The sequence below is a fragment of the Streptomyces sp. NPDC000151 genome (assembly GCF_040301705.1).
GTDB lineage: Bacteria > Actinomycetota > Actinomycetes > Streptomycetales > Streptomycetaceae > Streptomyces.
Genome location: NZ_JBEPFC010000028.1, coordinates 1 through 18,969 on the forward strand (window position 1 = coordinate 1; position 18,969 = coordinate 18,969).

18 protein-coding genes and 1 pseudogene are annotated in these 18,969 nt (G+C 71.3%); 9 read left to right on the forward strand and 10 right to left on the reverse strand.

All coding sequences use genetic code 11. The features are described 5' to 3' along the window. Positions 1 to 2,561, forward strand: a 2,561-nt coding sequence (locus ABT381_RS11575; protein ID WP_351591366.1) for an amino acid adenylation domain-containing protein, incomplete at its 5' end; no start/stop codon positions are given. Beyond that, positions 2,558 to 3,052, forward strand: coding sequence for a DUF4188 domain-containing protein (locus tag ABT381_RS11580; RefSeq protein WP_351591369.1), 495 nt, complete (start codon positions 2,558 to 2,560; stop codon positions 3,050 to 3,052). The genes ABT381_RS11575 and ABT381_RS11580, both read left to right, overlap by 4 nt. A gap of 3 nt (positions 3,053 to 3,055) precedes the next feature. On the opposite strand, the gene ABT381_RS11585 is transcribed toward ABT381_RS11580, so the two are convergent. From ABT381_RS11585 to ABT381_RS11595, 3 genes are read right to left on the reverse strand one after another with little or no spacing between them, the layout of a single operon-like run. Next, positions 3,056 to 3,736, reverse strand: a complete 681-nt coding sequence (locus ABT381_RS11585; RefSeq protein ID WP_351591371.1) for a TetR/AcrR family transcriptional regulator — start codon at positions 3,734 to 3,736, stop codon at positions 3,056 to 3,058. Beyond that, positions 3,733 to 3,927, reverse strand: a complete 195-nt coding sequence (locus tag ABT381_RS11590; RefSeq protein ID WP_351591374.1) for a ferredoxin — start codon at positions 3,925 to 3,927, stop codon at positions 3,733 to 3,735. The genes ABT381_RS11585 and ABT381_RS11590 overlap by 4 nt, the downstream gene beginning before the upstream one ends. A 37-nt stretch (positions 3,928 to 3,964) precedes the next feature. Beyond that, complete coding sequence (locus ABT381_RS11595) at positions 3,965 to 5,188, reverse strand: cytochrome P450 (RefSeq protein WP_351591377.1); 1,224 nt, start codon at positions 5,186 to 5,188, stop codon at positions 3,965 to 3,967. A gap of 210 nt (positions 5,189 to 5,398) precedes the next feature. Between ABT381_RS11595 and ABT381_RS11600 the strand changes: the two genes are divergently transcribed. The 5 genes and pseudogenes from ABT381_RS11600 (at position 5,399) to ABT381_RS11620 (ending at position 10,738) form a co-directional block, all read left to right on the forward strand. Continuing rightward, positions 5,399 to 6,703: an extracellular solute-binding protein gene (locus ABT381_RS11600; RefSeq protein ID WP_351591380.1), complete on the forward strand. Its 1,305-nt coding sequence runs from the start codon at positions 5,399 to 5,401 to the stop codon at positions 6,701 to 6,703. Further along, a pseudogene (locus ABT381_RS11605) lies at positions 6,633 to 7,607 on the forward strand (carbohydrate ABC transporter permease); the annotation flags it as partial. The gene ABT381_RS11600 and the pseudogene ABT381_RS11605, both read left to right, overlap by 71 nt. Beyond that, on the forward strand, positions 7,604 to 8,452 hold the full coding sequence (locus ABT381_RS11610; RefSeq protein WP_467754439.1) for a carbohydrate ABC transporter permease: 849 nt from the start codon (positions 7,604 to 7,606) through the stop codon (positions 8,450 to 8,452). The pseudogene ABT381_RS11605 and the gene ABT381_RS11610, both read left to right, overlap by 4 nt. Positions 8,453 to 8,456: 4 nt before the next feature. Next, positions 8,457 to 10,088 (forward strand): beta-N-acetylhexosaminidase, encoded by a 1,632-nt coding sequence (locus ABT381_RS11615; protein ID WP_351591386.1) that lies wholly within the window; start codon positions 8,457 to 8,459, stop codon positions 10,086 to 10,088. A 149-nt stretch (positions 10,089 to 10,237) separates the two neighbouring features. Next, positions 10,238 to 10,738 carry a hypothetical protein gene (locus ABT381_RS11620; RefSeq protein WP_351591389.1) on the forward strand — a complete coding sequence of 167 codons (501 nt, stop codon included), beginning with the start codon at positions 10,238 to 10,240 and terminating at the stop codon, positions 10,736 to 10,738. A gap of 21 nt (positions 10,739 to 10,759) precedes the next feature. Here the strand turns inward: ABT381_RS11620 and ABT381_RS11625 are convergent, their stop codons facing one another. Continuing rightward, positions 10,760 to 11,758 (reverse strand): acetylxylan esterase, encoded by a 999-nt coding sequence (locus tag ABT381_RS11625; protein ID WP_351591392.1) that lies wholly within the window; start codon positions 11,756 to 11,758, stop codon positions 10,760 to 10,762. A gap of 105 nt (positions 11,759 to 11,863) precedes the next feature. Then, positions 11,864 to 12,793, reverse strand: a complete 930-nt coding sequence (locus tag ABT381_RS11630) for a glycoside hydrolase family 5 protein (RefSeq protein ID WP_351591395.1) — start codon at positions 12,791 to 12,793, stop codon at positions 11,864 to 11,866. A gap of 288 nt (positions 12,794 to 13,081) precedes the next feature. Here ABT381_RS11630 and ABT381_RS11635 point away from each other — a divergent pair, with 288 nt between their 5' ends. Continuing rightward, positions 13,082 to 13,702 carry an L-threonylcarbamoyladenylate synthase gene (locus ABT381_RS11635; RefSeq protein WP_351591397.1) on the forward strand — a complete coding sequence of 207 codons (621 nt, stop codon included), beginning with the start codon at positions 13,082 to 13,084 and terminating at the stop codon, positions 13,700 to 13,702. Between the two features lie 24 nt (positions 13,703 to 13,726). Here ABT381_RS11635 and ABT381_RS11640 read toward each other — a convergent pair whose 3' ends face one another. From ABT381_RS11640 to ABT381_RS11660, 5 genes are all read right to left on the reverse strand, one after another. Further along, positions 13,727 to 14,866: an FAD-dependent oxidoreductase gene (locus ABT381_RS11640; protein WP_351591400.1), complete on the reverse strand. Its 1,140-nt coding sequence runs from the start codon at positions 14,864 to 14,866 to the stop codon at positions 13,727 to 13,729. A gap of 57 nt (positions 14,867 to 14,923) precedes the next feature. After that, a complete protein-coding gene (locus tag ABT381_RS11645) occupies positions 14,924 to 15,985 on the reverse strand; it encodes an ABC transporter substrate-binding protein (protein ID WP_351591403.1) in 1,062 nt (353 codons plus the stop codon). Positions 15,986 to 16,053: 68 nt separating this feature from the next. Beyond that, positions 16,054 to 16,923 carry an ABC transporter ATP-binding protein gene (locus ABT381_RS11650; RefSeq protein WP_351591406.1) on the reverse strand — a complete coding sequence of 290 codons (870 nt, stop codon included), beginning with the start codon at positions 16,921 to 16,923 and terminating at the stop codon, positions 16,054 to 16,056. Continuing rightward, positions 16,896 to 17,813 (reverse strand): ABC transporter permease, encoded by a 918-nt coding sequence (locus ABT381_RS11655; RefSeq protein WP_467754654.1) that lies wholly within the window; start codon positions 17,811 to 17,813, stop codon positions 16,896 to 16,898. Before ABT381_RS11655 ends, ABT381_RS11650 begins: the two co-directional genes overlap by 28 nt. A 105-nt stretch (positions 17,814 to 17,918) precedes the next feature. Then, complete coding sequence (locus ABT381_RS11660) at positions 17,919 to 18,002, reverse strand: putative leader peptide (RefSeq protein ID WP_351591484.1); 84 nt, start codon at positions 18,000 to 18,002, stop codon at positions 17,919 to 17,921. Positions 18,003 to 18,157: 155 nt separating this feature from the next. Between ABT381_RS11660 and ABT381_RS11665 the strand changes: the two genes are divergently transcribed. Then, positions 18,158 to 18,580 (forward strand): YjbQ family protein, encoded by a 423-nt coding sequence (locus tag ABT381_RS11665; protein ID WP_351591409.1) that lies wholly within the window; start codon positions 18,158 to 18,160, stop codon positions 18,578 to 18,580. Positions 18,581 to 18,969 lie beyond the last annotated feature (389 nt).

An 18,969-nucleotide genomic window follows, 5' to 3' on the forward strand; every position in this document is an offset into this window, starting at 1 on the left:
GCCGGCCGGGGGACCACGCCGGCCGGGGGCCCCACCACACCCGGCGGCGCGCCGCCGAGCGGCCCGGAGCCGTCGCCGTCGTGGCCCCCACGACGTCCGGCGACACCCGCCGGCTCAGCTACGCCGAACTGGACGAACGGTCCCGCCGGGCGGCCCGCCGGCTGCGTGCGCTGGGGGTGCGCGACGGCGCCGTGGTGGCGGTCCGCATGGCCAAGTCGCCGGAGCTGATCGTCACACTCCTCGCGGTGCTGCGGGCCGGCGGCTGCTATCTGCCCCTGGACCCCGGCCATCCGGCCGACCGGACGGCCCGCCTGATCGCGGACGCGGGCGCCGTCCTGCTCGTGGCCGATGGGGCGCCCGACCGACGCGAGCCCGACCGGCCCGAGCCCGACGGGAGCGGACCCGGCCCCGAGGCGGTCACCCTGAACGAGCTGGACGTGCCCGCCCCGGACGACCCTGATCCCGAGCCGCCCATCTCCCTGGACGCGCCCGCCTACCTCATCCACACCTCCGGCTCGACCGGCCGCCCCAAGGCCGTCCGGGTCAGCCACCGCAGCCTCGCCGCCGTGCACGCCGCCTGGCGCGCCGAGTACCGCCTCGACGACGAGGTCGGCGTCCACCTCCAGATGGCCGCCCCGTCCTTCGACGTCTTCACCGGCGACCTGGTGCGCGCGCTGTGCTCCGGCGGCACCCTGCTCCTCGCCGACCGCGATCTGCTCTTCGACACCCACCGGCTGTACCGGACGATGGCCGAGGAGCGGGTGGACTGCGCCGAATTCGTCCCGGCGGTCGCCCGCGGCCTGATCGGCCACTGCGAAGCGGCCGGGCTGCGGCTGGACTTCCTGCGCCTGCTCATCGTCGGCTCGGACACCTGGCGGGCCGGTGAGCACCGGCGGCTGCGCGCCCTGTGCGGACCGCGGACCCGCCTGGTCAACTCGTACGGGCTGACCGAGGCCACCATCGACAGCGCGTACTTCGAAGGCCCGGTGGACGGCCTCGCACCGGGCGCGACGGTCCCCATCGGCCGCCCGCTGCCCAACAGCGAGCTGTACGTCCTCGACCGGTACGGCGAGCCGGTGCCGCCCGGCGTGACCGGCGAGCTCTTCATCGGCGGCGAAGGCCTCGCGACCGGCTACCTCGGCGCCCCGGAGGAGACCGCCCGGCGCTTCCCGACCCTCGCTCTGCACGGCGCGCCGCGCCGGCTCTGCCGCACCGGCGACCTGGCCCGCTGGTCCGCCGACGGCACGGTCCACCTGCTGGGGCGCGCGGACCGCCAGGTCAAGGTGCGCGGCCACCGCGTGGAGACCGGCGAGGTGGAGACACAGCTGTCCCGCTGCGCCGGGCTCCGCCAGGTCCACGTCACGACCCATCGCACGGACGGCGGCGACAACACCCTGTGCGCCTACTACGTACCGGACGAAGGGGCGCGGGTGGACCGGGGCGAGCTGCGCCGGAGGCTCGCCGACCACCTCCCCGCCTACATGATCCCGTCCCACTTCGTGGCGCTGCCCGCGCTGCCGCTGACGGCGAACGGCAAGGTCGACACCGCCGCGCTCCCGGCCCCCGCGTACGAGCCGGAGCCCGGGGCCCCCGAGGCCCCGGCCACTCCCTACGAGGCGCGGATGGCCGCGCACTGGCAGGCCCTGCTCGGCGGTGAACTCCTCGGCCCGCAGCACGACTTCTTCGCGGCCGGCGGCAACTCGCTCACCCTCATCGAGCTGATCCACCACCTGCGCACCGAGTACGGCACCGAGATCCCCGTCGGCCCGCTGTTCAAGGACACCACCCTGCGCGGCATGGCCCGCACCGTCGAGGATGTGGTGGCAGGCGAAGCCGACGACGCACCGCCCTACGTCCGCTTCGGGCCGGACGACCCGGATGACCCGGACGATTCGGCCCCGGATCGTACGGTCTTCTGTTTCCCGCCGGCGGGCGGCCACGGCGCCGTGTACCGCGAACTGGCCATGCACCTGGGGGACTTCCACCTCATCGCGTTCGACTATCTCCCCGACGAGGCCAAGGCCGCCCGCTACGCCGACCTCATCGAGTCGCTGCGGCCGGCCGGGCCGTGCGCCCTGCTCGGCTACTCGCTCGGCGGCAATCTCGCCTTCGAAGTGGCCAAGGAGCTGGAACGGCGGGGGAGGGAGGTGTCCCGGCTGGTCCTGCTGGACTCCTACCGCTTCACCGAGGCCGGGCCGCTGGACGGCGAGCAGCTGGCCCGCTTCGAGGACGGGCTGCGCGACCGGCTGGGCCTGCGGGCCGGTGCGGGCCCGCTCGCCGCGGAGACCGTCGGCCAGGCCCGGGACTACCTCGCCTTCTGCTGCCGCACGCCGAACCTCGGCACGGTCGCCGCACCGATCACGGTGATCGCCGCCGAGCGCAGCGGACTGCCGTACGTACTGGGGAAACGGGCCGGCTGGCAGGAGAGTTCCCGCACCGGCGCGGTCCGGCTCGACGGCTCCGGCACGCACGACGAGCTGCTCGATGCCGCGCACCTCGTCCACAACGCGCGGCTCGCCCGCGAGGCCCTGGCGGGCGCGGAGTGCGGGGTGCCCGCATGACGCCCCGTACACCGCCCCCTGAGCTCGGCCGTACCACCGCGGCAGCCACGGGTGACCTGGTCGTCTTCGTCCTCGGGATGCGCGTCAACCGGCTCCGCTCGCCGCGGTACTGGGTGCCGGTGAGCCGGGCGATGGCACCGTTGATCAGGGAGCTGCTGGCCGACCGGGACAGCGGGCTGCTGGGCTCCCGGACCCGGTTCGGCCCGCCCCGGGTGATCGAGCTGATCCAGTACTGGGAGTCGCAGGACAAGCTGCTCGCGTACGCCTCGGATGCGCGGCGGCGGCACCGGCCCGCGTGGGCGGAGTTCAACCGGCGGATCCGGGAGAGCCGCGGCGCCGTGGGGCTCTACCACGAGAACTACCTCGTGCCGGCGGGCGCGTACGAGGCGGTCTATGTCGACATGCCGCCGTACGGGCTGGCCGCCGCCACCGGCGTCCTGCCGGTCGGCAGCCGCGGCGACACGGCGGCCGACCGGCTGGGCCTGCGCTGAGCCTCAGCGCCCGGCCCCGCCGAGCAGGGCGGTGGAGAGTCCGCACAGTGCCGTGATGAGGTCCTGCCCCAGCACCCGCCAGTGCGCCTCCGCCTCCCGCTGCTCGATCCGGCCGTTGGCCAGGTCGTACTCCAGCTCCGCGAAGGCGTGCACGCTGAGCTGCCGCACCATCGCGCTGTACCGCTGGAACAGCCCGGGCGCGAAGTCCTTCCGGCGCACCGCACCACGGGTGTTGAGGAGGCGCAGCGACGGCGTGTTCAGCTGCTCCTGGATCACGTACTCGCGCAGCGCCGGTTCGACGATGGCCTGGGCGAAGAAGCGCGCGCCCCAGGTCGGCGCGGACGCTTCGATGTGGTACTCGACGCCCGGCAGGATGAGACAGGCGTAGTGCTCCTCCCGCGTCACCGCCCGCTCCGTGCCGAGCAGCGCCTCCACCATGGCGATGCGGCGCTCTTCGATGACGTCGGTGTAGCTCGACAGGATCGCCTTGATGAGCTCGTCACGGCCGTTGAAGTGGTACTGCACCGCGGAGTTGTTGCGCTGGCCGGCCGCCTCGCTGATCTGCCGGACCGAGACGTTCGCGAAGCCCTTCTCGGCATAGAGCCGCTCCGCGGTGCGCATGAGCTTGTTCCGCGCGACCACGGAGCGGGGGGACGGCGGGGCGGCCGGTGCTGGGGTGTTCATTCCGCGAGTCGGATGGCTCCGGTCGGGCACCCCGCGGCCGCGGCGCGCACATCCTCGAAGTCCTCCGGCGACGGCGCCTCCGCCAGCAGCATCACGACACCGTCCTCCTCCCGCTGATCGAAGACCTGATCGGCCTTGAGCACACACAACCCGCTGCCGCAGCACGCTTCCTGGTCCACGGTGATCTTCATGCTATCTCCTCGTTCCCGCTGCCCCGATGCTCCGTGATCACCAGGTGACCCACAGCTCCTGCAGGCCGCCGGCCGCGACGCCGTCCCGGGGGCGCAGCTCCTCCGGGGTGTCCCGCAGCCGCAGGCCGGGCAGCCGCCGGGCGAACGTACTCAGTACCACGTTCAGCTCCACCCGGGCCAGTGTCTGGCCGACGCAGAAGTGCGGACCGGCGCCGAAGGTGACGTGCTGGCTGTTGTTCTCGCGCCGCGCGTCGAACCGGTCGGGCTCGGGGAACTTGCGTGCGTCCCGGTTGGCGGCGGCCATGTTGACCAACAGATTGCTGCCCGCGCCGACCGGTACCCCGCCGACCTCGGTGTCCTCCGTGATGAACCGGGGGATGCCGACGCCCGCCAGGGGGTCCATCCGCAGGGACTCCTCGACCGTGCCCGTGACCAGCTCCGGGTCGGCGACCACCGCCTCGTAACGCTCCCGCTCGGCCAGCAGCAGCGCCGTCATCTTCAGGATCATGTTCGAGGTGGTCTCGTGCCCGGCCAGCAGCAGACCCCGCGCCGTGGAGACCAGTTCGTCGTGGCTGAGCCGGCCGTCCTGGCTGTCCGAGATGAGGGTCAGCTCGCTGAGCAGATCGTCACCGGGGTGCGCGCGCTTCTGCTCGACCAGGTCCGAGGCGTAGTCCAGGAACGCCTGCTGCGCCGCGTCGACCTCCTCCTGCGTGTACTTGGTCAGCGTCAACGCCACCTCCGACCAGTACGCGAACTTCTCCTGGTCCTCGCTCGGCGCGCCCAGCAGCGCACAGATGACCTGGACCGGCAGCGGCAGCGCGAGGGCCGTCCGGAGGTCGGCGGGTGAGCCCCCGGCCATCATGGCGTCCACCAGCTCGTCGGCCATGCCCTGGATGCGCGGCCGCCACGCCTCCATCTTCTTCACCGTGAAGGCGCGGCTGAGCAGCCGCCGCCAGCGCTGGTGCCCCGGGCCCTCCTGGATGTCCGTGGCGCCGGGGTTGCGCCGGCTGAACATCCCGCCGTCCTCGGTGTTCGACAGGCGTGCCCCGCCCTCCCGGGCGAGGTTGCGGCTGAACCGCGGGTCGGCCAGCAGGGTGCGGACCTCGTCGTATCCGGTCAGCAGCCCGACCACGTCGCCGCTGGGCATCCGGACGTGCGCCACCGGGCACTTCGCCCGGTTCTCGGCCCACTCCTGCGGCGGCTCCAGCACGTGGGGCTGGGCGAACGGGTAGTCGGGGATCGGTGTGGCCTCGTCGGTCATGGGGGGCTCCTCCGGGCGTCGGCGTCCCGGCCACCGTAAGACGCGTGTCTTACTAAGACAATCGCCTTAAGTTCGATTGGCCGATACTGAACGCCAGTTGAGTGGTACAGACCACTTGTCGGCGTTCTTCGGCGCCCATATGATCTCGCCAGTTGTGCAGAGCGAAACGTTCATTGCGTATGTTGCAACGCGCGATCTGTAGGGGTGTCGATGACCGTGTATGCCCGAATAGCCGCTCCGCTGGCGGGACTTGTCCTCGCAGGCCTCGCCGTCACCGGCTGCGCTCCGCAGACCTCGGCGAGCGGCGGGACCAAGGACGAGAAGAGCGGGACGCTGCGCGTGTGGCTGTTCCGGGAGGTCGGCAACAAGCCCAAGGAGAAGGTCGTCGACGCGGCCGTCGCCGCGTTCGAGAAGCAGCACAAGGGCACCGACGTACAGGTCGAGTACATCCCGGTCGACACCCGCGCCCAGCGGATCAAGGCCGCCTTCAACGACCCCGCGAGCGCCCCGGACCTCATCGAGTACGGCAACACCGACACCGCCGGTTATGTGAAGGACGGCGGCCTCGCCGACGTCACCGCGGAGTACACCGCCTGGGACGAGGCGAAGGACACCGACCCCACCGCCAAACAGTCCGTGACCGTCGACGGCAAGGTCTACGGCGCGCCGCTCTTCGTCGGCGTCCGCGCGCTGTACTACCGCACCGACGTCCTCAAGGACCTCGGCATCGCGCCGCCCAAGAGCCAGGCGGAGCTGGTCTCGGCGGCGAAGAAGATCCACAAGGCCCGGCCCGGCCTCTACGGCCTCGCGGTCGGCGGCGCGTACACCTACGGCGCCCTGCCCTTCCTCTGGGCCGAGGGCGGCGAACTCGCCGTGCAGCGCGGCGACACGTACAAGGCGGCTGTCAACACCCCGAAGGCCCGCAAGGGCATCGAGACCTACGCCGCGCTCTTCGGCGACGCCAACTGCCCCGCGGACAAGTGCGCCTCCATGGGCGGCAACGCCACCGTCACCGCCTTCACCTCCGGCAAGGCGGCCATGGCCATCGGCGGCGACTTCAGCCACGCCGCCGTCGAGGCGAGCAAGGCCAAGGGAAAGTACGCGGTCGTCCCGCTCCCCGGCGCGAAGAAGGGGTCGATCGCCCCGGCCTTCGCGGGCGGCAACAACATCGGCGTCCTGAAGAGCACCGCGCACCGTACCCTCGCGGTGGACCTCATGAAGTGGCTGGCCGGCAAACAATCGCAGCGGGGACTCTTCGACGCGATGGGCTTCCTGCCGACCTACACCGACGTGCTGGACGAGGCCGCGAAGAAGCAGCCGTACGTCGCGCCGTTCGTCAAGACCCTGCACGCCGGGGCCAAGTTCGTGCCCGCCTCCCCGGCCTGGGGCCAGATCGACGCCTCGCTGATCCTCCCCACCATGTACCAGGAGATCGTCAGCGGCCGTAAGAGCGTGGACCGGGCGTCCGACGACGCGGCGAAGAAGATGGACGCCGCGTTCTCCGCCGCGCGGTAAGGGCCGCCCCTTGACCTCGACCGCCCTGCGCCGCTCCCGCTGGACGCCCTGGCTCTACCTGCTGCCCGCGCTCGTCCTGCTCGGCGGGCTGCTCGTCTACCCGATCTACCAGCTCGGCCTGATCTCCTTCCTGGAGTACACCCAGGCCCAGGTCAGCGGCGGGCAACCGACCTCCTTCCAGGGATTCGGCAACTACGCGGCGCTCTTCACCGACGGCCAGTTCTGGCAGGTGCTCCTCGCCACGGTCCTCTTCGCCGCCGCCTGCGTGCTCGCCACCCTCCTGGTCGGCTGCGCGCTCGCCGTCCTGCTGACCCGCGTCCGCGCGCTGCCCCGGCTCGTCCTGATGATGGCCGCGCTCGGCGCCTGGGCCACCCCGGCCATCACCGGCTCCACCGTCTGGGTCTTCCTCTTCGACCCCGACTTCGGGCCCGTCAACAGGGTGCTCGGGCTCGGCGACTTCTCCTGGACGTACGGCCAGTACAGCGCGTTCGCCCTGGTCCTCCTCGAAGTCGTCTGGTGCTCGTTCCCGTTCGTGATGGTGACCGTGTACGCGGGCATCCGTGCCGTCCCCGCGGAAATACTGGAGGCGGCAGCGCTCGACGGCGCCTCGCAGTGGCGTATCTGGCGCTCGGTCCTGGCGCCGATGCTCCGGCCGATCCTCGTCGTCGTCACCATCCAGTCGGTCATCTGGGACTTCAAGGTCTTCACCCAGATCTACGTGATGACGGGCGGCGGCGGCATCGCCGGACAGAACCTCGTGCTCAACGTGTACGCGTACCAAAAGGCGTTCGCCTCCTCGCAGTACAGCCTCGGCTCGGCCATCGGCGTCGTCATGCTGCTGATCCTGCTGGCCGTCACGCTGGTGTACCTGCGCATCGTGCGGCGACAGGGGGAGGAACTGTGAGCCTGCTCGGCCCGCTCCGCATCCGGCGCCCCGGCCGGCTGGCCGCCGAGGCCGCCGCCGTGGCCATCGCCGTCCTCGTCGCCTTCCCTCTGTACTGGATGGTCCTCTCCGCCCTCAAACCCGCCGACGAGATCCAGTCCACCGACCCCAGCCCCTGGACCCTCGCCCCGACCCTGGACTCCTTCCGCCGCGTCTTCGCACAGCAGGACTTCGGCCGGTACTTCCTCAACAGCCTGATCGTGGCGGGCACCGTCGTCCTCGCCTCCGCGCTGATCGCCTTCCTGGCCGCCACCGCGGTCACCCGCTTCCGCTTCCGGTTCCGCACCACCCTGCTGATCATGTTCCTGGTCGCGCAGATGGTGCCGGTCGAGGCGCTCACCATCCCGCTGTTCTTCCTCATGCGGGACTTCGGCCAGCTCAACACCCTCGGCTCACTGATCCTGCCGCACCTCGCCTTCTCGCTGCCGTTCGCCATCTGGATGCTGCGCGGCTTCGTCAAGGCGGTACCGGACGCGTTGGAGGAACAGGCCGCGATCGACGGCGCGAGCCGCGCCCGCTTCCTGTGGCAGATCCTCTTCCCGCTGGTCTTTCCCGGCCTGGCCGCGACCAGCGTCTTCTCCTTCATCTCCACCTGGAACGACTTCCTGTTCGCCAAGTCCTTCCTCATCAGCGACACCTCGCAGTCCACACTGCCCATGGCACTGCTGGTCTTCTTCAAGCCCGACGAGAACGACTGGGGAGGGATCATGGCCGCCTCCACGGTGATGACCGTCCCCGTCCTGGTCTTCTTCGTACTCGTACAGCGACGCCTGGTCTCCGGACTCGGCGGCGCGGTCAAGGACTGATGCCATGAACGCGCAACTGCTCCCCGCCCCCGTACACATGGACGCCGTCGAGGACGAGACATGCGTCCTCGACCACACCACCGCCCTCGCGGCCGGACCCGGCACCGAAACCACCGAGCGATGGCTGCGCACCACCCTCGGCGCCGCACTCGGACTGCCGCTCCCGCCCGGCCCCGCCGGCGCGCCCCACACGATCACACTCACCGTAGACCCCGAACTGCCGCCCGAGAGCTACCGGTTGGACACCACCGGCGGCGCCGTACGGATCACCGGCGGCGGCCCGGCCGGCGTCTTCTGGGGCGCCCAGACGCTGCGTCAGCTCCTCGGCGCCGACGCCTTCCGCCGCGCCCCGGTCGCCCCGGACCGCACCCGGTCCCTCCCGGCCGTACGCATCGAGGACGGCCCCCGCTTCGCCTGGCGCGGCATGATGCTCGACGTGGCCCGCCACTTCCTCCCCAAGGACGACGTCCTCCGCTACCTGGACCTGCTCGCCGCGCACAAACTGAACGTCTTCCACTTCCACCTCACCGACGACCAGGGCTGGCGTATCGAGATCAAGCGCCACCCGCGGCTCACCGAGGTCGGGTCCTGGCGCGCCCGCACCAAGTACGGCCACCGCGCGTCGGAGCTGTGGGACGAGACGCCGTACGGCGGGTACTACACCCAGGACGACATCCGGGAGATCGTCGCGTACGCCGCCGAGCGGCACATCCGCGTCGTCCCCGAGATCGACATCCCCGGTCACTCCCAGGCCGCCATCGCCGCCTACCCCTGGCTCGGCAACACCGACGTCGTCGACACCGCGGCGCTGGAGGTGTGGGACAGCTGGGGCGTCAGCCCGCACGTCCTCGCACCCACCGACACCACCCTCCGCTTCTACGAGGACGTCCTCACCGAGGTACTCGACCTCTTCCCGGCCGCCGTCTCGCCCTTCGTGCACATCGGGGGCGACGAGTGCCCCAAGGTCCAGTGGCGGCGGTCCCCGGCCGCGCAGGCCCGGATCGCGGAGCTGGGCCTGGCCGACGAGGACGGACTCCAGTCCTGGTTCATCCGCCACTTCGACCGCTGGCTGACCGCGCGCGGCCGCCGCCTCATCGGCTGGGACGAGATCCTGGAGGGCGGCCTCGCCGAAGGCGCCGCGGTCTCCTCCTGGCGCGGCTACGCGGGCGGCATCGCCGCCGCCGAGGCCGGGCACGACGTCGTGATGTGCCCGCAGCAGCAGGTGTACCTGGACCACCGCCAGCACGGCGGCCCCGACGAGCCGATGCCCATCGGCTACGTACGCACCCTGGAGGACGTCTACCGGTTTGAACCCGTACCGCCGGGTCTTTCCCCCGAGGCGGCCCGGCACATCCTCGGCACGCAGGCCAACGTCTGGACCGAGGTCATGCAGAACCGCTCCCGCGTCGACTACCAGGCCTTTCCCCGGCTCGCCGCGTTCGCCGAGGTCGCCTGGTCCGCGCTGCCGGGGCCGGCGGAACGGGACTATCAGGACTTCGAGGCGCGGATGGCCGGCCATTACGCGCGCCTCGACGCCCTGGGCGTCGACTACCGCCCGCCCGGCGGCCCGCTGCCCCGCCAGCGCCGGCCCGGCGTGCTCGGCCGCCCGATCGAGGGCGCACCGCCTCATGCATGAGTCGCCCGTTCGGCGGGCACTGCGGACGGCGGCGCCCCGGTGGTCGCGCCGCCGGGGACGGGGGACGCTGAGGATGCGGTACCGGCCGGGGCAGCCCGGCGGACCGCCGGCGAGACCGCCGTCGCCCAGTCGAACAGGGAGTACACCTCATGGTGCGCAAGAAGGTCGAAGGAGACGAGGACCAGCGCCGCGCGGCCGCACGCGAGGCCGAGCAGGCCGGGGAGACGCCCAGTGCGCAGGGCCGCACGACAGGCGCGTCGAAACAGCGCACGCACGTGCCGGACCGGTCCACGCTGACCCACGAGGAGAAGGTGGCACCGGTCCACCGCGGCAAGCAGGACTGGCCCGCCGCCCAGACGGGCCCCGTCAGGCCCGGCGCTTCCCAGGAACCCACCCGCAGCTTCAGCGGCCGCGGCCGTCCGGGCTACGGGGAGGACCACGAACGGGTCTTCCAGGCCGTGACCGAGGCCGAACAGCAACAGGGCCGCGGCGCGTACCTGGACGAGATCGCCCGCACCGCCGGCCTCCCCGCGGACCGGACCCGCACCCTGCTGCACGACCTCACGACCACCCACGGCCTGGTCACCCAACTGGCCGACACCGACGACCCGGACCAGGGCCCCCGCTGGGAGACCCACCCGGGCCACTGAGACGCGCCGCGCTGCCCGCCCTCACGACACTGCCCGGCACCGCTCCGCGCCCGGCGAGAGCCCTTCGTCACGCAGCCAGCGCAGCTGCTCGGGTGCCATCGAACCCTGGCCACCGCCGTGATCGGCGTACGGCCAGACCTTCATGGCGGCCCTGCCCGCGTAGCGGTTGACGGCGGCGTACACCGTGGACGGCGGGCACACCGGGTCCATCAGGCCCACGCTGAACAGCGCGGGTGCCGAGGCCCGGGGCGCGAAGTGGAGGCCGTCGAAGTAGTCGAGGGTGCCGAAGGCCCGTTCCGGATCGTCGCGCGTGTGCTGGCGCAGGTACTGCACGAGCTCGGCGTAGGGACCTTCCGTGGCGATTGCGGCACCCCGCCGGAAGTGGCACAGGAAGGGCACGTCGGCCAGTACACCGGCGACGCGGTCCCCGGCGAGTCCGGCTACCGCGAGCGCCAGCCCGCCCCCCTGGCTGCCGCCCTGGACGATGATGCGGTCCGTATCGACGTACGGCAGCGCGCGGGCCGCGTCGACCGCGAGCACGCAGTCCGTGATGAGCCGGCGGAAGTAATGGTGGTGCGGATCGTTGATGCCGCGGGTCATGAACCCCCCGACCCACTGGGGTCCGTCCCCCTCCTCCTGGTCGGGTGTGTCATGCCCCTGCCCCCGGCTGTCGACGACCAGCTGGGCGTAGCCGGCCGAGGGGAAGAGCAGGTGGTCGGTCGGCAGGCCGCGTCCGCAGCCGTAACCGAGGTACGTGATCACCGTGGGCAGCGGTCCGGCGGCGCCCGCCGGCCTGACCAGCCAGGCCGCGACGGGCTGTCCGCGCCAGCCGGGAAACCGCACGTCGGCCACGTCGACGGCGGTCAGCAGCGGGTCGCGGACCGGGGTGACCGTCGGGGCGCCGGCCGACGCGTACGACAGCGCAAGTGACTCCTTCCAGAAGGCGTCGAAGTCGACGGGGGCGGATGCGTCGGTCTGGAAGGTACGAAGCCGGTCGAGCGGCAGATCGGTGAACGGCACGGGCCGCGCTCCTTCAAGTGGTCGAGGCCGAGGCGGGTGTCCGGTCCCCGGCCGGGCGGCGTGCGCCCGGCCGGGGACCGGACCGGCTCGGTGGCTGACGGTTGGTCAGTTGCCGAAGACGCCGGCCTCGCGGGCGGTCTGCTTGATGCCGTCGGCCCCGTCGAAGAACCGTTTGCCCCAGCCGGTCAGCCGACTGGTGTCGAAACCGGTGGCCATGTCGAGGTACGCGACGTCGCTGCCGTTACCGCTCCAGGACCAGCCCAGATACCCCAGGCCGAGCTGCTGCGTACGGGACATGATCGCGTCCTCGTCCGGGTCGCCGTCCGAGTGCTTGTCCCCGAACTCGCCGACCACGAGGGGCAGGCCGGCCTTGACGAACCGGTTGAGGTAGTCGTCGACCTCGGCGGCCGTGTCGAAGACGCCGTACATATGGACCGAGAACACGGTGTTGTGCTGGGGGTCGCTCTTGAAGACGCCGGCCGCGTTGTCCCGCATGGTGAACGACCAGTCCTGGCCCCAGTTGGGCGCGTCCACCATCAGCGTGTGCGCGAACCCGGCGGTACGCAGCCGCTTGACGGCGGCCGACGTGTCGGAAGCCCAGCTGCCGTAATCGGTGTTCCCGTAGGGCTCGTTGCCCACGTTCAGGATGACGTACTTCTCCTGCCCCTTCACGGCGTTCTGGACGCTGATCCAGTAGTCCACCGCGCGGGACAGCGACGCGGCGCCGCTCTGCTCCCCGTACCCCGTGGTGTCGTGCGCCTCCAATACGCAGATCAGCCGGTTCTTCTTGCACTGGTCGACCACCGCGGCGACGTCCGCCGTGTCGTTCTTCGCCCAGCGGTCCCCGGTGCCGAGCACGATGCGCACCGAGTTGGCGCCGCGCGCCTTGAGGTCCGCCAGCGCCTTGGCCGTCCGGTCCGGGTACCAGGCGTGGGCGTGGTTCACGCCCCGCAGGACGAAGTCCTTACCGTTCGCGTCCAGCAGCCGTCCGTCACTGACGTGGAATCCCGGCACGGCTGCCGCCTGAGCCGGCATCGACGCTCCGCACAACGAGGCGGCGACAGCGGTCAACGCGCCCACCAAAGTGGCCAGTCTCCTTCTCATGTTCACACCCAGCTCCCAACGTGGATGGGGGGAATCCGTTCTCGGCGGAACACTCTGCAGGGGGCTGACAACGTTGTCTAGACGTTCTGCTCAGTTAAGCAATTGTTTAGCTAGTTGATCTAGTAAGTCGCCATAGCCGCTCGTCAACGAACTTCACCGGTTACGTCGTCACCACCAGTGGTTGTGCGGATCGCCGATCACATCGCCTACGCTCGACGGATGGCGAAGTACTTCGATGTGCACCCCGAAAACCCGCAACCGCGCACCATCGGCAGCGTGGCCGACAGCATCCGCTCGGGCGCGCTCGTCGCCTATCCGACGGACTCCTGTTTCGCCCTCGGCTGCCAGCTGGGCAGCCGTGACGGCATCGACCGCATCCGGTCCATCCGAAACCTCGACGACCGCCACCACTTCACGCTGGTGTGCCAGAACTTCGCGCAGCTCGGCCAGTTCGTCCAGATCGACAACGACGTGTTCCGCGCCATCAAGGCCGCGACGCCCGGCAGCTACACCTTCATCCTCCCGGCGACGAAGGAAGTGCCGCGCAAGCTGCTGCACGCGAAGAAGAAGACGGTCGGGGTCCGCATCCCCGACCACGTCGTCGCGCAGGCCCTGCTCGCCGAACTGGGCGAGCCGCTGGTCTCCAGCACCCTGCTCCTGCCCGACGAGGACGAACCGCTGACCCAGGGCTGGGAGATCAAGGAACGGCTCGACCACGTGGTGGACGCGGTGGTCGATTCGGGCGACTGCGGCACCGAGCCGACCACGGTCATCGACTTCTCCGGCGGTGAGACCGAGATCGTCCGCAGGGGAGCGGGCGACCCGACGCGGTTCGAATGAGCCACCGATGCCCCCCTCTCCGCCTCAGACGACCACCGGCACACGTTCCAGCAACTGCCGGATGTCGCGTGCGGCGGCGCGTCCCGCCCGGTTCGCACCGATGGTGCTGGCCGAAGGGCCATATCCGACGAGGTGGACGCGGGGGTCGCGGACCGTACGCGTGCCGTCCATGCGGATGCCGCCGCCCGGGTCGCGGAGGCGGAGCGGGGTGAGGTGGTCGATGACCGGGCGGAAGCCGGTGGCCAGGAGGATCGCGTCGGCCGGGTAGGCGGTGCCGTCGGCCCAGCGGACGCCGTCCTCCGTGATGCGGTCGAACATCGGCCGGCGGACGAGCACACCCCGCTCCCGGGCCCGCCGCATCTCCTCGGTCATCGGCAGGCCCGTGACCGAGACCACGCTGCGGGGTGGCAGGCCCTGGCGGACGCGGTCCTCGACCAGGGCCACGGCGGCGCGGCCGTGCTCCTCGTCGAAGGGGCCCTCGCGGAAGGCCGGCGGCCGCCGGGTCACCCAGGCCGTGTCCGCCGCGACCTCGGCGATCTCCATCAGATGCTGTACGGCAGAGGTGCCGCCGCCCACCACGACGACCCGCTGCCCGGCGAACTCCTGCGGGCCGCGGTAACCGGCGGTGTGCAGAAGACGCCCGCGAAACCGCTCCTGACCAGGGAAGTGCGGCCAGAACGGGCGGTCCCATGTCCCGGTCGCGTTCACCAGCGCCCGGGTCGCGTACGTCCCCTCCGAGGACTCGACGAGCAACCGGCCGCCCGGCTCCGGGCCGTCCGGCTCCGGGCCTTCCGGCTCCGGGCCGTCCGGCTCCGGTCTCTCCGGACGTACCGCGGTGACATGTACCGGCCGGTGCACGTGCAGGCCGAAGGTCTGCTCGTACGTGCTGAAGTAGTCCCCGATCACCTCGGCGGAGGGGCGGCCGGGGTCGGCACCGGTCAACTCCATGCCGGGGAGCGCGTGCATCCCATGGACCCTGCCGTACGTGAGCGTGGGCCAGCGGAACTGCCACGCGCCGCCCGGGCGCGGCGCGTGGTCGAGTACGACGAAGTCCTGATCCGGTGCGTAGCCCAGCCGCCGCAGGTGGAAGGCGGCGGCGAGACCGGCCTGACCTGCGCCGATCACGACGACCTCGACGTCACGCGCCCCGCTGGTGTAGTCCATGGTCGTACTAACCGCGGGGGGTGCCGCTGTCTTCCCGGCGGCACCCCACAGCCCGGCTCAGCCGGTCTTTCCGTACGTACGCGGCCGGGTGCTCGAAGGCGGCAGGTCACCGTTGAAACGGGTGTCGACGAAGTCGGCGAAGGAGTACTTGCGGGGGATGAGCCCGATGTCCGCGAAGGTGTTCACGATCTGCTGCTCCGAGGCGACGGCGGCCTTGTCGACCGCGACCGGTACGGCCGTACCGCGCGTCCGCTTTACCGCGTCCAGCGCCACCTTCTCCGGCAGTCCGGTCTCCTTGGCCCACACCTCGGCCCACTTCTGCGGATGCTTGTACACCCAGTCCTGGGCGCGCCGCAGCCGGTCGTTGTAGTCCTTGATCACCCCGGCCTTCTTCTTGTCCTTCAGCGCGGCGGGCGCGGCCACCTGGAAGCTCAGGCCGTTGACGACGCCCTGCCCGGTGGTCAGCACGCGCGCGTCGGCCTGGTCCAGGGCCTGCGAGGTGTACGGGTCCCACACCGCCCAGGCGTCCACCCGGCCGCGGGTGAACGCGGCCAGCGCGTCCGCCGGCTGCAGATAGCTGAGCTTGACGTCCTTCGTCGTCAGGCCGGCCTTCTTCAGTGAGGCGACGAGCTGGTAATTGGCCGAGCTGCCCTGCGCCACCGCGATCGTCCTGCCCTTGAGCTGAGCGGGCCGCTTCAGTGGTGAATCCTTCTTCACCAGGATCGACTCGCCCTCCGAGGAGCTGTGCGAGGCGGCGACGACCTTGAGCTTCTGCTCGGCGGCCGCGGCGAAGACGGGCGGTGTGTTGCCGACCCCGCCGATGTCCACGGCGCCCGCGTTCAGCGCCTCCAGCAGCGGCGGCCCGGAGGTGAAGGTGGACCACTTGATGCGGTACGGCAGGTCGTCCAGCTCGCCGGCGGCCCGCAGCAGCGCCTCGGAGCCGCCCTTCTGGTCACCGACATTCAGCGTCACCGAGCCCTTGCCGTCGGTGCCGCTGCCCGCACCGCCGGCGGAACCGTCCGCCCGGGACGCGCCGCCGCAGGCCGTCAGCAGCAGCGCGAGCGGGAGCAGCAGGGCGGCACCCGGTACGAGGGCGCGGGCCGATCGGCGTGGTCTCATCACAGTTCCGTTCATTGGGTGTGCGTTGGTTCGTGAGCTTGGAAGTGGAAGGGGATTCGCTGGAGGCCTCAGGCCGCGTCGGCCAGGCGGTCGCCTGCCGGGCGGTCACCTGCCGGGCCGTCGCCCGCCGGACCGTCCGCGGGGTCGCTGCCCGCGAGGCCGCTGTCCGCCGTTCCGGCTGCCGGTCCGTCCGCCGGGCCCTCCACGCCCAGCCGGTCCAGGAGGCGGGCGCGCAGCGCCGCGAAGCCGGGGGACGTGATGTCCCGGGGGCGCGGCAGGTCGATGGGGGTCTCGTACGCGATGACGCCCTCGTCCATGACCACCGCCCGGTCCGCGAGCAGCAGCGCCTCCTCGACGTCGTGGGTGACCAGCAGCACCGCGCAGCCGCGTCGCCGCCAGAGCTCGGCGACCAGTCGCTGCGCCTTGATGCGGGTCAGTGCGTCCAGCGCGCCGAACGGCTCGTCGAGCAGCAGCAGGTCCGGCTCGCGCACCAGGGCACGGGCCAGCGAAGCGCGCTGGGCCTCGCCGCCGGAGAGCGTCTTCGGCCAGGCGTCGGTACGGTGCGCGAGGCCGACCTCGCCCAACGCCCGCTCCGCGACCTCCCGTTCGGGGTGCCCGGGCAGCCCGAGCAGGACGTTCCGCCACACCTTCTTCCAGGGCATCAGCCGCGGCGCCTGGAAGGCGACGGCCGAGCGACGCGGTACCGACACCTCGCCCTCGATCTCCCGGTCGAGCCCGGCCAGTACGCGCAGCAGCGTCGACTTGCCGCAGCCGCTGCGCCCGAGCAGCGCGACGAACTCGCCCGGCCGCACGGTCAGTTCCAGCCCGTCGATGACCGGACGCCCGCCGAAGGAGCGGGTCAGCCCGGCCACGCGTACGGCGGTGGAGTCGGCACGGGAGGTCGTCGGGCTCACTGACCCGTGAACGTCGGTCGCCATTGCAGCAACAGCCTTTCGAGAGTACGGACGAGCAAATCGGCGAGCAGCCCCAGCACCGCATACACGATCAGGCAGACGACGATCACGTCGGTACGGAAGAACTCCCGTGCCTGGTTCATGAGGAAGCCGAGGCCGTCGTCGGCGTTGACCGACTCGCCGAAGACCAGCGCCAGCCAGGCGGTGGCCAGCGAGTACCGCAGCCCGGTCATCGCACCCGGCAGCGCGCCGGGCAGTACGACGTGCCGGATCAGCCCCCAGCGGCCGAGCCCGAGCGAGGACCCGGCCTCGACCAACTGGGCGTCCACACCCCGGATCCCGGCGTACACGTTCAGGTACAGGTGGAAGGCCACACCGAGCGCGATCAACGCGATCTTCGGCGCCTCGCCGATGCCCAGCCAGATGATGAACAGCGGGATGACGCCCACCCACGGGATGGACCGCAGCATCTGTACGGTCGCGTCCACCAGGTCCTCGCCCAGCCGCGACAGCCCGGAGGCGAGCGCCAGCGCGATGCCGACGACGCCGCCCAGTGCCAGCCCGACCAGTACGCGCTGGACGGACACCAGCATCGCCGACGGCAGCGTCCCGTCCGAGACGAGACCCGCGGCGGTACTGGCGATGGTGCCGGGCGAGGCGAGCACGTCGGGGTGGAGCACGCCCGTCGCGCTCAGCACCTGCCACAGCACCAGCAGCCCCACCGGCCCGGCCGTACGGCGCAGCCATCGCGGCACGGACCGCCGACGTGCCGAGACCGGCACGAGAGTGACGAGCTCGGGCCCCTGGGAGGCGTCGGCACTCCGAGAGACATCAGGCCCTTGGGAGGTATCAGATATATCGGAGGAATCGGGTGGCGAAGAGGATCGATCGATTACGGCCTGATCAGGCGTCATGGAGGCTCCGCGAACGGGAAGAAGGGCAGACCGCACGCAAGTACGGCGAACCGCGCGCCACGAGGAGAGGCGGCGCGAAAGAAAGAAAGGAAAAACGAAGGGTCGTCAGCAGCCGCGGCGACAGGCGGCAGAGGCCACCCGCAGCAGGTCGATGTGACCGCGCGTGGTGAGCAAGGCTGACGTAGACATGTCGCAGAACGTAGCCGCGTGGCCGGAACCGGGTCAATCGCCGTCTCGGCCAGTGGTCCTTTATTGCGGCAGTGTGTCAGACCGGACCCGCCCCACCCCATCACCGATCATGAACAGCAACCCCAGGCAACGCCACTCAGAACAGGGAAAAGACCATGGCAAACGCATTCACCACCCGCGTACTGAACGTCTCCACCGGCTCGGCCGAGACCGTGTACGACCTCACGGGGGACTGCGCGGCGTTCCTCGCCGAGGCGGCGGCCGGCCGCGACGGCCTGCTGAACGTCTTCGTCCCGCACGCCACCGCCGGCATCGCGCTCATCGAGACCGGCGCGGGCAGCGACGACGACCTGCTCGGCGCGCTCCGCGACCTGCTCCCGGCCGACAACCGCTGGCGCCACCGCCACGGCAGCCCCGGCCACGGCCGCGACCACGTCCTCCCCGCCTTCGTCCCCCCACACGCCACCCTCCCGGTCACCGACGGCCACCTCGCCCTGGGCACGTGGCAGTCGGTGTGCCTGGTCGACACGAACGGCGACAATCCAAGCCGTCAGGTGCGACTCAGCTTCCTGGGCTGATCCGGGGCTGACGCACGCCCCGAGAAAGCTCTCCTCGGTGGCGCCTGGAGGGCCCGGCCGCCCTGCTCATGGCGCACCGGCCGGCCCGTCGCCAAAGGCGCTCGACCGCATCGCCGCGACACGATCAATCGCTCGCAGCACCGCGGCTTTGGTGACAATCTGGCCTCGCCACCGATGGGGGGCGGAAGAAGACGAGGAGGGCGTGGGCATGGCGGTTGAGGTGCCGGACGACATACGGGATCATTGCACGCAGCTGGGGCCCGGCGTCGCGTATGCGCTGAAGGCGCTGTGCGCCCAGCTGGCGGACGACCCGCTGATGGGCACTCCGGGCTGGGAACCGTCGGAGTACGTGGTCCATGTCGACGGCGAGACCTTCGACGACTGCCCGG